This window comes from Denitraticella aggregata (assembly GCF_048158365.1).
Lineage (GTDB): Bacteria > Pseudomonadota > Gammaproteobacteria > Burkholderiales > Rhodocyclaceae > Azoarcus_F.
Map to the genome: position 1 here is coordinate 155425 of NZ_JBLLNL010000005.1, position 13847 is coordinate 169271.

4 protein-coding genes are annotated in these 13847 nt (G+C 65.5%); all 4 read left to right on the top strand.

Translation table 11 applies throughout. From position 1 onward, the window contains the following. The first annotated feature begins 60 nt into the window (after nucleotides 1–60). The 4 genes from ACKVEX_RS08485 (at nucleotide 61) to ACKVEX_RS08500 (ending at nucleotide 13650) form a co-directional block, all read left to right on the top strand. Entirely contained in the window at nucleotides 61–2436 is a 2376-nt protein-coding gene (locus ACKVEX_RS08485; RefSeq protein WP_473215280.1) for a phosphoketolase family protein, read from the top strand. Further along, nucleotides 2433–11246 carry a glycoside hydrolase family 94 protein gene (locus tag ACKVEX_RS08490; protein ID WP_473215281.1) on the top strand — a complete coding sequence of 2938 codons (8814 nt, stop codon included), beginning with the start codon at nucleotides 2433–2435 and terminating at the stop codon, nucleotides 11244–11246. Before ACKVEX_RS08485 ends, ACKVEX_RS08490 begins: the two co-directional genes overlap by 4 nt. Before the next feature lie 147 nt (nucleotides 11247–11393). Then, a complete protein-coding gene (locus ACKVEX_RS08495; RefSeq protein WP_473215282.1) occupies nucleotides 11394–12413 on the top strand; it encodes an extracellular catalytic domain type 1 short-chain-length polyhydroxyalkanoate depolymerase in 1020 nt (339 codons plus the stop codon). A gap of 121 nt (nucleotides 12414–12534) precedes the next feature. Further along, nucleotides 12535–13650 (top strand): PRC-barrel domain-containing protein, encoded by a 1116-nt coding sequence (locus ACKVEX_RS08500; protein ID WP_473215283.1) that lies wholly within the window; start codon nucleotides 12535–12537, stop codon nucleotides 13648–13650. Nucleotides 13651–13847: the final 197 nt, after the last annotated feature.

The window sequence follows — 13847 nt, forward strand, 5'->3', positions numbered from 1 at the left end:
CGAACGGGCCGCAAGGCCCGTTCTGTCCGTTGACACCCGAAATCAGCCAAGGAGAACGGCATGGCCTTGACGGCTACGGTGCTTGACACCGAGATGCTCGCACGGATGGACGCTTGGTGGCGTGCCGCCAACTACCTGTCGGTCGGGCAGATCTATCTGTTCGACAACCCGTTGCTGAAGGAGCCTTTGCAGCGATCGCACATCAAACCGCGTCTGCTGGGTCACTGGGGGACTACGCCGGGGCTGAACTTCATCTATGTGCACATGAACCGGGTCATCACGGAGCAGGATCTGTCGATGATTTTCATTGCCGGACCCGGCCACGGCGGCCCTGCAGTGGTCGCGAACACCTGGCTCGAAGGCAGCTACAGCGACGTGTATGCCGACATCTCGCAGGACGAGGAAGGCATGCGTCGCCTGTTTCGGCAGTTCTCGTTTCCGGGGGGCATCCCGAGCCACGCCGCGCCGGAGACGCCCGGCTCGATCCACGAGGGTGGCGAGCTGGGTTATGCGCTGTTCCATGCCTATGGGGCGGTGTTCGACAACCCGGCGCTGATCGCCTGCTGTGTGGTCGGCGATGGCGAGGCCGAAACCGGCCCGCTGGCCGCATCGTGGCACTCGAACAAGTTTCTGAACCCGCGCACAGATGGGGCGGTGCTGCCGATTCTGCATCTCAATGGCTACAAGATCGCCAATCCGGCCATCCTCGCGCGAATCAGTCATGCCGAGCTCGAAAGCCTGTTCATCGGTTACGGTTACAAACCCTACTTCGTCGAAGGCGACGAGCCCGAGACCATGCATGCGCTGATGGCGGCGGCAACCGACACGGCGATCGGCGAGATTCGCGCGATTCAACGGGCTGCGCGGGCAGGCGGTGAATTGACCCGTCCGATGTGGCCGATGATCGTGTTGCGTTCGCCCAAGGGCTGGACCGGTCCGAAGGAAGTGGACGGTCAACGAAGCGAAGCTTACTGGCGGTCGCACCAGGTTCCGTTCAGTGACATGGAGAAGCCGGAACACGTCCGGCTGCTCGAGCAGTGGATGAAGTCCTACCAGCCGGAAACGCTGTTCGATGCCGGAGGCAGGCTGGTGCCCGAACTGGCGTCGCTCGCCCCTGTGGGTGTGCGACGCATGGGCGTGAATCCGCACGCCAACGGCGGCACGCTGCTGCGCGATCTGCGCTTGCCGGATTTTCGCGATTACGCGGTGGCGGTCCCCGAACCGGGTGGCGCGATGGCCGAGGCCACCCGGGTGATGGGAACCTACCTGCGCGACGTGATGCGCGGGAACATGGACAATTTCCGCGTGTTCGGACCCGACGAGACCACCTCCAATCGGCTCGGCGCCTTGCTCGAAGTGACCGACCGCGCGTGGATGGCGGAGCGTTTCGACTACGACGATCATCTCGCACCCGACGGCCGGGTCATGGAGATCCTGTCCGAACATGCTTGTCAGGGCTGGCTGGAAGGCTATCTTCTGACCGGACGGCACGGACTGTTCTCATGCTACGAGGCCTTCATCCACATCATCGATTCGATGTTCAACCAGCATGCCAAATGGCTCAAGGTCTGTGGCGAAATTCCATGGCGGCGCCCGATCGCGTCGCTCAACATCCTGCTCACTTCGCATGTCTGGCGCCAGGACCACAACGGTTTCTCGCATCAGGATCCCGGCTTCATCGATCATGTGGTCAACAAGAAAGCCGACATCATTCGGGTCTATCTGCCGCCCGATGCCAACACGCTGCTGGTGGTGACCGAGCAGTGCCTCAAGAGTCGCAATCTTGTCAATGTCATCGTCGCCGGCAAGCAGCCCGAACGCCAGTGGCTGGACATGGACGCCGCGATCGACCACGCCGGGGCCGGCATCGGTTTGTGGGAATGGGCGTGCAACGATGAGGACGGCGAACCGGACATCGTGCTGGCGGCCGCGGGGGACGTCCCGACGCTGGAAATGCTGGCGGCGATCGACATCCTGCGCGAGCTGACCCCTGAGCTGAAGATCCGTTTCATCAACGTGGTCGACCTGATGACGCTGCAGCCGCAGGAGGAGCACCCGCATGGCCTGTCCAATACCGAATTCGTGTCGCTGTTCCGTCCCGACACGCCGATCCTGTTTGCCTACCACGGCTACCCGTGGTTGATTCACCGACTGACCTACCGCCGCAGCAATCATGCCAATCTGCACGTGCGCGGCTATAAAGAGGAGGGCACCACCACCACGCCCTTCGACATGGTGGTGCTCAATAACCTGGATCGCTTCCACCTGGTGATGGACGTCGCAAACCGGGTTTCGATGCTGCAACCCCGTGCCGCCCACATCAAGCAGTGCATGCGCGACAAGCTGAACCGGCACACCCGCTACATCCATGAGCATGGTGAAGACATGCCGGAGATTCGCGACTGGAAATGGCCGTCTGCGACGACCAGGACATGAGCCGGAAATCGGAAACCCCGTTCGGCAAACGGTGGCGCCATTTCTTGGCGTGGCTTCGTGCATCCGGGCGATTGCCGCCGCCGGCCGCGGAGGAGCCGCCGCTACGCGCCGAGCTGTTCAGCGCCGAACAGATGGCCCAGCATGGCAAGGCGCTGGCGGCCTCGCACAAGGCCGTCGCACGGCCGGCGGCGGACCAGCTTCTGGCGCGGCTCGCCGCCAACGAACGGATTCTGGTCGAGGTGTCGCAGCGGCTCACCGAAGCGGTCACCGAGAATCAGCGCATCACCCCGGCCGGGGAATGGCTGCTCGACAACTTCTATATCATCGAAGAGCAGATCAACACGGCCAAACGACACCTGCCCAAGGGTTACAGTCGTGAGCTTCCGCGTCTGACTGACGGCCCGTCGGCTGGATATCCACGTGTCTACGACATTGCGCTGGAGATCATCGCCCATGGCGATGGCCGCGTGGATGCGGAAAGTCTGAGCCGTTTCGTCAAGTCCTATCAAACCGTCACCGCACTCGATCTCGGCGAGCTTTGGGCCATTCCGATCATGCTGCGTCTGGCTCTGATCGAGAATCTGCGTCGTGTCGGCGTGCAGGTGGCCGCGGCATGGGACGCGCGCAAGCTGGCCAATGCGTGGGCGGAGCGGATGGTGGTCACCGCCAGCCACGATGCCAAGAGCCTGATTCTGGTGATTGCGGACATGGCGCGATCCGATCCGCCCATGGTCAGTGCCTTTGTGGCCGAGTTCGTGCGCTGCCTGCAAGGTCAGGGTCCCGCGGTGGCGCTGGCTCTGTCATGGATCGAGCAACGGCTCGCCGAGACCGGCCTCACGATCGAACGCCTGGTGCAGGCCCAAAGCCAGCGACAGGCTGCCGATCAGGTCTCGATCAGCAACAGCATCGGCAGCCTGCGGGAACTGGGTGCGATGGACTGGCGGGCGTTCGTCGAGGCCATGAGCATCGTCGAGCAGACGCTGCTCGAGGACCCGGGCGGCGTCTACGGCCGCATGGATTTCGCCACCCGTGATCGCTACCGTCATGCCACCGAGCGAATCGCGAAGCGGACCCACCTGTCCGAAAGCGACGTGGCGCGCAAGGCGCTGGCGCTGGCGCAAGCGGCGGCGGCGGACGAGGACGGCGCCGGCGAGGCTGGGTACCGCCGGGGTCATGTCGGCTTCTACCTGATCGACAAGGGTCTGCCGGCACTCGAGGCCGCAGCACAGGTACGCCCCCGCGTCATCGATGCGATTCGTCGGATCGCCGGTCGTCTGCCCTTGGTGCTGTATCTGGGCCTGATTGCGCTGATCACCGTCCTGCTCGCTGTCGGTCTGCTGGTGCTGGGCGAGGCGGCTCGGGCACCGCTGTGGCTGGCCGTGCCGACCGGTCTCGTCGCGCTGCTCGCCGCGACTCGATTGGCGGTTGCCCTGGTGAACTGGCTGGCGACCGAGCTGGTCCGCCCCGCTGCGCTGCCCCGCATGGATTTTTCGGCAGGCATTCCGCCGCATGCGCGCACGCTGGTGGTGGTTCCGACCATGCTCACGAGCACGTCGGCGGTCGAGGATCTGGTCGAGGCGCTGGAAGTGCGGTTTCTGGCGAACCGTGACGAGCGTCTGCACTTCGCGCTGATCACCGATTTTCTCGATGCCGCACAGCGTACGCTGCCCGAGGACGGCCCGTTGCTGGAGCTCGCGCAGTGCCGGATCGAGGCGCTGAATCGCAAGTACGCGAGCGGCCGGGGCCTGATCGGAAACGACCAATTCTTTCTGTTTCATCGGGCACGTCGCTGGCACCCACGGGACCGCGTGTGGATGGGGCATGAGCGCAAGCGCGGCAAGCTGGAGGCACTGAACGCGCTGCTGCGCGACTACGCACGGGGTGTCCATCAGGCCGCCAGCGATGGCTTCGCGCTCGTGGTCGGCGATACCGCCGTGCTGTCCGCGGTGAAGTACGTGATCACGCTGGACACCGACACGCAGCTTCCGCGCGATGCGGCGCGCCAGTGCGTCGGGGCGATGGCGCACCCGCTCAATCGGCCGCAAGTCGACGCGGCCAGGGGTCGTGTCACGGAGGGCTACGGCATTCTGCAGCCGCGCGTGGCGATCAACCTGCCGAGTACCAACCGCACGCGCTATGCGCGGCTGTATGGCGGGGACCGGGGCATCGATCCGTACACGCGTGCGGTGTCGGATGTTTACCAGGATGTTTTTGGCGAAGGGTCGTTCGTCGGCAAGGGGATCTATGATGTCGCGGCCTTCGAGCAGACCCTGGGTGGAGGGCGCCTGCCCGAGAACCGCATCCTCAGCCATGACCTGCTGGAGGGTTGTTATGCGCGCGCCGGGCTGCTGAGCGATGTCTGCCTTTACGAAGACCAGCCGGCACGCTACAGCAGCGACGTGAGCCGGCGCCGGCGCTGGATTCGCGGTGACTGGCAACTTGCCGGCTGGCTGCTGCGGCGCGTGCCGTGGGGCGCCGACGCCGTGGATGCAGGGCCGTATCCTGCGATGCCGCCGCTGCCTCGGCGGATGAATCCGCTGTCAGCGCTTTCCCGATGGAAACTGATCGACAACCTGCGCCGCAGCCTCGTCCCCGCCGCGCTGACCTTGCTGCTGGTATTGGGCTGGACGGTATTGTACTCTGCGTGGTTATGGACGCTGGCGGTGATCGGCGTGATGCTGGGCCCGACCCTGTGCATGACGCTCGTCGAGGTTGGCCGCAAGTCCGAAGACGTGCTGTGGAGCCAGCATCTGGCAGCCGTCTGGCACTCGACCGCGCGTCGCTTCACGCAGGCGGGTTTCGAACTTGCCTGTCTTCCGTACGAGGCCTGGTTCAGTCTGGACGCGATCATCCGCACCCATTGGCGCCTGCTCGTGACGCAGCGGCGGCTGCTCGAATGGAAGCCATCGAGCGAGGTCGAGCGCGAATCCGCCGGACAAGGCCAAGATGGCCTGGGCGCTTCGCTGCGCGCAATGTGGGTGGGTCCCGGCCTCGCCGTCGCGCTGTTCATCGCACTGGCGTGGGTGAATCCTGCGGACTTGATCGTGGCCGCACCGATCCTGCTGCTGTGGTTCGCGTCACCGGTCTTCGCATGGTGGATCAGCCGCCCGCTGACGCCTCGCCAGGCGAGCCTGTCGGGTGAACAGGTCCGCTTCCTGCGTGCGATCTCGCGGCGGACCTGGGCGTTCTTCGAGCACTTCGTCCGTGCGGAGGAGAACTGGTTGCCGCCCGACAATTATCAGGAATACCGGGTCGCCGCGATCGCGCATCGCACCTCGCCGACCAATATCGGTATGGCGCTGTTGGCAAACCTGTCTGCCTATGACTTCGGCTATGTTCCGGCGGGCAAGCTGGTCGAACGGACCGGCGCCACCCTGCGTACGATGAAGACCCTGGAGCGCTACCGGGGGCACTTCTACAACTGGTACGACACGCGCACGCTGCAACCCATGGCGCCGCTCTACGTGTCCACGGTGGACAGCGGCAACCTTGCAGCCCATCTGCTGACCTTGCGTGCCGGCCTGCTGCGGCTGGTCGACGACCGGATCATCGGGGCGCAGCTTTTCGAGGGCCTCGGCGATACGCTCGACCTCATCATCGACAAGGACGCCGCTGCGGACGACGACGTCGGGCTCAAACTGGCGGCGCTGGCGCGCGATCTGGCGCGCTGTCGGACGACGCCCGCCGACAGCGTCGCGGCGCTGCGCCTGTCCCTGTCGGGACTGGTCAAGGCTGCGGCCGAACTTGCGGTCAAGGTGTCGGCGGGCACCGATGCGGCCCTGGGCGACACGCCGGCCGATTGGGCGAACGCGTTGATGCGCCAATGCCTCGACGCGCTGGAGGAACTCGACCGGTTCGGTAGCGATTGCGCCGAGCATGCGATCGTGGGCGTTCCGAGTCTGCGCGAACTGGCCGCGGCCGGCAGCGTCCGGGCGCGCGAGCGGATCGCAGCCATCGAGCGTCTCGCGGCGCACGCGGGCGAGCTTGCACGGATGGATTTCGAGTTCCTGTACGACAAGACGCGCCACCTGCTGACCATCGGATACGACGTCTCGGCACACAGGATCGATGCGAGCTACTACGACCTGCTCGCGTCGGAAGCGCGATTGAGCAGTTTCGTCGCGATTGCGCAGGGACAACTTCCACAGGAAAGCTGGTTCGCGCTGGGTCGGCTGCTCATCGATTCGGGCGGCGATCCGGTGCTGCTGTCGTGGAGCGGCTCGATGTTCGAGTATCTGATGCCGTTGCTGGTGATGCCGACCTATGAGAACACCTTGCTCGACCAGACCTGCATCGCGGCGGTGGCCCGACAGATCGAATACGGCAGGCAGCGCGGTGTGCCATGGGGGATGTCGGAGTCCGGCTACAACACGGTCGACGTGCAGCTCAACTACCAGTACCGTGCGTTCGGTGTGCCAGGCCTGGGGCTCAAGCGCGGCTTGGCCGACGACGTCGTGATTGCTCCCTATGCGTCCGCCCTAGCGCTGATGGTGGCGCCCGAGGCGGCCTGCAGGAACCTGCAGCGGCTGGCCGCCTCGGGCTTCGTCGGCCGGTTCGGATTCTTCGAGTCGATCGATTACACGCCGGCACGGCAGCGGCGCGGACAATCGCATGCGGTGGTGCGCTCCTTCATGGCCCATCACCAGGGCATGAGCCTGCTCGCACTCGCCTATCTGCTGCTCGACCGTCCGATGCAGCGGCGCTTCGAGTCCGAGCGGCTGTTCAAGGCCGTCATGCTGCTGCTCCACGAGCGGGTTCCGCGCGCGATGGCCTTGTTCTCGCATACCGCGCAACTGTCCGAGGTGCACTCCACGTCGATGGCTGCCGAGGCGCCGCTACGGGTATTCACCCACCCCGACGGACCGACCCCGCAGGTGCAGTTGCTATCGAACGGCCGCTATCACGTGATGCTCACGCACGCAGGCGGGGGCTACAGTCGCTGGTCGGATCTGGCCGTGACACGCTGGCGCGAGGACGGCACCCGCGACGACTGGGGCAGCTTCTGCTACATCCGCGAGACGAGCGATGCGAACGCCGCGGGAGGCGGGCGATACTGGTCCGCCGCCTACCAGCCGACGCTCGTGAAACCGCTGAGTTACGAGGCGATCTTCTGCGACGGTCGCGCGGAGTTTCGTCGTCGCGATGCGGTCGGCGATGGCGAGGTCCGGGCCGACGGCGATTTCGAGACGCATACCGATATCGTGGTGTCGCCCGAGGACGATATCGAGCTGCGCCGCGTGCGCATCACCAACCGCTCGGGAGAACGCAGGCAAATCGATGTCACCACCTATGCCGAAGTGGTCATCGCGCCACAGGCGGCCGACGCGCTGCATCCGGCCTTCAGCAATCTGTTCGTGCAGACCGAGATCCTCCGTGAGCGCGGCGCCATCCTGTGCCGGCGCAGATCCCGCTCGGCCGGTGAGCGGCCGCCGTGGATGCTGCATCTGGTCGCGGTGCACGATGCGGAGCCCGGCGAACTGTCCTTCGAGACCAATCGGGAGCGTTTCATCGGTCGGGGTGGAAGCCCGGTCGCACCGCGGGCGATGACGAATCCGGGGCCGCTCGCGGGCACCGACGGCTCGGTGCTGGATCCGATCGTCGCGATCCGCTGTCCGATCTCGCTCGATCCGCAACAGACGGTGACCATCGATATCGTGTCGGGAATCGCCGAAACACGCGAACTTGCGATCTGTCTGCTGGGTAAATACCAGGACCGGCATCTGGCCGACCGCGTGTTCGAGCTGGCGTGGACCCACAGTCAGGTGGTGCTGCAGCAGCTCAACGCCAGCGAGGAGGACGCACAGTTGTATGCCCGCCTGGCCGGCGCGGTGCTGTATTCGGGGGTCGCGCTGCGCGCCGATGCCACGGTGCTGCTGCGCAATCGGCGCGGACAATCCGGCCTGTGGGGGTTTGCCGTCTCGGGCGATCTGCCGATCGTGCTGCTGCAGGTCTGCAGCGCGGCCAATATAGACCTGGTGCGTCAGCTGGTGCAGGCCCATGCCTATTGGCGTCTGAAGGGGCTCACGGTGGATCTGGTGATCTGGAACGAGGATCGCGCAGCCTATCGGGAGCGATTGCACGAGCAGATCATGGGCCTGATCGCCTCGGGCATCGAGGCGAGCCTGATCGATCGGCCGGGCGGCATCTTCGTGTGCTCCAGGGAGCATATCTCGAGCGAGGACCGTATCCTGTTCCAGGCGGTCGCGCGCGCGGTGATCAGCGATGATCGCGGCACGCTGGCAGAACAGCTCGACTACCGCCGCGTCGCGCCAGCGCAGATGCCGAAGCTCGTAACCAACCGCATGCTGCACGCGGACACTGCGTCGACCCGGCCGTTCGAGGCCGCGTCGGACGCATCCTCCACTGGCGGGTCCGATGAGGTGTCGCGGCGCGCGCTGGTCCTCGACAACGGGCTGGGGGGATTCTCCGCGGATGGGCGCGAATATGTGATCACGCTGGCTCCCGGTCGGGTGACGCCCGCGCCGTGGGTGAACGTCATTGCGAACCCGGGCTTCGGTACGATCGTGTCCGAGCGCGGGGCGGCCTTTACCTGGAGCGACAATGCGCATGAATTCCGCCTCACGCCGTGGCACAACGACCCGGTCCGCGATCGCAGCGGCGAGGCCTTCTACCTGCGTGACGAGGACAGCGGCCAGGTGTGGTCCCCCACCGCGTCCTGGCCGCCGACATCGGCGCCCTGTGTGGTGCGGCACGGTTTTGGTTACACGGTGTTCGAGACTCACTGTGGCGGCATCCGCTCCGAGCTCCGGATCTATGTGGCCATCGATGCGGCGGTCCGCTTCTCGGTTCTGAAACTGTCCAACGCGTCGGGTCGGCCGCGCAAGCTGTCCGCGACCGCTTACGTCGAGTGGGTGCTCGGAGACCTGCCGTCGAAATCGGCGATGCACGTGATCACCGAGATCGCGCCCGGGAGCGGCGCGCTGACCGCGCGCAACGCGTTCAACCCGGAGTTCGCGGAGCGCGTGGCCTTCTTCGACGTCGACGACGCGCGGCGCACACTGACCGGCGATCGTGCCGAATTCCTGGGTCGCAATGGCACGATGCGCGATCCGGCCGCGATGAAGCGCAGCCACCTGTCCGGCAAGGTGGGTGCCGCGCTCGATCCGTGCGCCGCGATCCAGACGCGCTTCGATCTGGCCGATGGCCAGACGCGCGAGGTCATCTTCCGGCTCGGCGTCGGTCGCAACGCGGACGACGCCGAGCAGCTCGTACAGCGTTTCCGTGGGTCGCAGGCGGCGAGTGATGCGCTCGATGAGGTGACGCGGTACTGGGCGCACACGCTCGGCGCGGTCCAGGTCGAAACCCCCGATGCGTCGGTGAACGTGCTGGCAAACGGCTGGCTGCTATACCAGACGCTGGCGTGCCGCGTATGGGCGCGCAATGGGCTCTACCAGTCCGGTGGCGCCTTCGGTTTTCGGGACCAGCTGCAGGACGTGATGGCGCTCGTCCATGCCCGACCCCTGCTGGTGCGCGAACACCTGCTGCTGTGCGCGAGCCGTCAGTTCCGCGAGGGCGATGTTCAACACTGGTGGCATCCACCGTCCGGGCGGGGTGTGCGCACGCAGTGTTCGGATGACTACCTGTGGTTGCCGTTGGCTGTGAGCCGTTATGTGAGCATCACCGGTGACGCCGCGGTGCTGGATGAAGCAGTGCATTTTCTCGAAGCTCGCCCGGTTGGTGTGGATGAAGAATCCTACTACGACCTGCCCGGTCGCTCGGCCGAGGCGGCCAGCGTCTATGACCACTGTGTGCGGGCCATCCGCCATGGTTTGCGCTTCGGCGAACGCGGTCTGCCGCTGATCGGCTCGGGTGACTGGAACGATGGCATGAATCGGGTCGGCATAGAGGGCCGGGGCGAGAGCGTATGGCTGGGCTTCTTCCTGTTCTCGGTGCTCGGGCAGTTCGCGCCGCTCGCCCGTGCGCGTGGCGACGACGCGTTCGCCACGACCTGTGCGGAGGAAGCGGAGCTGCTGCGGCGGAACATCGAGCAGCATGGCTGGGATGGTCAATGGTATAAGCGTGCCTGGTTCGACGACGGCACGCCGCTCGGGTCGGCCGCCGGCGCCGAATGCCGGATCGACTCGATCTCGCAGAGCTGGTCGGTGCTGTCCGGGGCCGGCGAGGCCGCGCGGGTGCGCATGGCCATGGATTCGGTCGACCGGCATCTGGTGCGACGCGACGATGGCCTGGTCCAGCTGCTCGATCCGCCCTTTGATACCGCGCCCCTGGACCCCGGCTACATCCGGGGCTACGTCCCGGGCGTCAGGGAGAACGGCGGGCAGTATACGCATGCCGCGATCTGGGCTGCGATGGCGTTTGCCGCGCTGGGCGACCGGGAGCGTGCGTGGGACCTGCTGCGCCTGATCAACCCGGTGAACCACGGTGGGTCTGCCGCGGCGATCGACACCTATAAACTCGAACCTTATGTGGTCGCGGCCGATGTCTATGCGCTGGAGCCACATGTCGGCCGCGGAGGCTGGAGCTGGTATACCGGCTCGGCAGGCTGGATGTACCGGCTCGTCGTCGAGTCGCTGCTGGGTCTCACGCTGGCGGGCGATCGCATGATTCTGGCGCCATGTCTGCCAGCCGACTGGCCGGCGATCGGCATCCGCTACCGCTATCGGGAGACCTTCTATGACATCACCGTTTCGCAGGTGCGCGGCGCCGACGCAGCGCTTCGCGCGAAGGCACGGCTGATGGTCGATGGCATCGAGCAGGACCCCCTGTTCATTCCGCTCGTCGATGATCGACAGTCCCACCATGTCGAGCTGATCCTGCAGAACGACTGAAGATCTGCGTGCGCATCCGGGCTCGAAATGCGCGCAAGGCTCAGCCAGAAGGCTTTGCGCACGATCGAAGCGGCTGCGCATTCACCGTCAAACAATGGAGCGAGCAATATGGTCAAACGTTACCGCAGAACCTCATGGAGCCGAATCATGTCGCGCGGGCTGTCTGCGGTGACACGAAGTGCGGTGCGTGCAGGGACCCGCGGAACCCGCGCAGTCACGCAAGCAGGCACCCGTGCAGTCACCAAGGCGCTCAAGCCGAGCGCGGACAAGAACAAACCTCCACCGGGTCCGGGTGACTGGATAAGCGGGATGGTGGTCGGGACCGCGGGCGCGCGGCGCTTCCGCCTCTACCGCCCGCCCGGCGTCCGCGCGGACGAGCAGCTGCCGCTGCTGGTGATGCTGCACGGCTGCGGCCAGGACGCCCGCAGCTTTGCGGTGAGCACCCGCATGAACCGGATCGCGGCGCGCGAGCGCTTTCTGGTGCTCTACCCGGAGCAGGACCGCCTGGCCAATCCCCAGGGTTGCTGGAACTGGTTCGATACCACGGCGGGGCGCGCGTTCGGCGAAGCCGCGCTGATCATGAAGGCGATCGATCAGGTCTGTCTGCTTTATCCGATGGATCGTGCGCGCGTCGCGGTGGCGGGCCTGTCGGCCGGTGCCAGCATGGCGGTGCTGCTGGTTTCGCGCCATCCGGAGCGCTTCAAGGCGGTGATGATGCATTCCGGCGTTCCGCCCGGAACAGCCCATTCGACGATGTCGGCGGTCGGCGCGATGCATGGACGCCGTTCCGCGGGGCGGCTGAAAGCGACGCCGGCGTCGATGGCCGAATCATGGCCGCCCTTGCTGGTGATTCATGGGGAAAGGGACACCGTGGTGGCCGCGAGCAACGGACAGGCAGCGGTACAGGCCTGGGCCGACGCGGCCGGGGCACGCAAGTGTGCGGCGCGCAGCCTGCAGCGCGGCAAGCGCTATCCGATGACCGTGACGGACTTCAAGTGTGGCGCGAGAACGGTGGCGACGATGGTCGAGGTCGACTCGCTCGGGCATGCGTGGAGCGGTGGCACGGCCAGCGCTGCGTTCAGCGACGCGCGCGGACCCGACGCGTCGCGCATGGTGTGGGCGTTTGCGGCGAAGCACTTTCGTATGACCGGCACGCTCGGTGCCTGAGCGTACATACGGCGGTCATGATCACTGCGACACTGGCCCAGCCCTTGGGCATGCACTGATGTTGGCCCACCGGGTCGGCATGCGGGTGTGGTCCGGGCCCGGGGCATTTCAGGAGAACGGTATGAACATGAAACTATCAAGGGTTCTGATCGTCGGCGCAATTGCCGCAATGAGCGCAGCACCGTTATGGGCGGCCAGTCACACAGTGCAGAAAGGTACCGATGCGGCGACCAGTGATGCAGCCAGAGCTACCGATAAGGCCACCAAAACCGACCTCGGTCAGCCGACGCGCGCCGAAGAGCGAACGATGGGCGCGACATCCGGGGCGGCTGTTGATCAGCATGCCATGACCTCGAACTATCGGATGGGTGACACGGCGCTTTACGCGCTGTCCGCGGATGAACTGGACGGGATGGAGGTTGTGGACCGGGTAGGAGACAAGGTCGGCACGATCAAGAGCATCGTATTGGCCCCCGACCGCAAGAGTGCACATGCGGTGATCACCGCGGGCGGCTTTCTCGGCATGGGTGCACGCCACGTCCTGGTGTCGCTCAGTGATCTCAGGCAAGCGGGCGATGTATTGCAGATCAGCGCAACCAAGGAACAGATTGTGGCGCTCCAGGATTACAGCGCGGATCCGTATGTGGAGCTGAAGGGTGACGATCCGATCGGTGTGTCCTTCGTCGAATTTTCGGCGTTCGAGTCGGGCAAGGACCTGCCTCAGCCGCGCGCCCAGGCAGCCCCCGGATCCGAGACGGGTCAGGCCGCGCGTGAACAGCAAGCGGCCGGACAAGCCGCAGTGACGAGGGCGCAGATGCGGTCCGAAACCCGCGCTGCGACTGCCGGCTCCGGGGCAGGCGACAACCCGCTCTATACCCGCTCGGCCGCCAATCTGAATGGTGTGGAAGTCGTCGATGCCGAGGGTGAGACCTTCGGCAAGATCACGCGTGTGGTCCTCGCGCCGGCGCGAAACAGCGCCTATGCAGTGGTCTCCGCTGGTGGCCTGCTCGGCATGGGGGCACGTAACATCATGCTCTCGCTGGATGAGCTGACGCCGGTGGACGACAAGTTACAGTTGCACGCCACCAAGGAGCAGATCGACGCGCTCAAGGACTACACGCCCGCAGAGTATGTCGAGATCAAGGGTGGAACGCCGATCAGCGGTTCAATCGTCGATTTTTCGGCATTTGAAGCCGGCAAGGATGCAACCAGGCCGAAAAGCCCGAAAGCGCAGTGACAAGCAGCGTCGCGCTGCGGCCATAAAACGCGCCCCTTCGCGACCACGAGTCGCAAGAGGGCGTGACGAAACCCCGGCATGCGGATTCGGATGCCGGGGTTTCGCATTTTTCTTTTTCCGCTGAATTCTGAAGTGACACGAAGCCATCCGGCGTCGATGCCCGTACGGGCGGCGCTTCGCCGATGCATCCAGCGCAC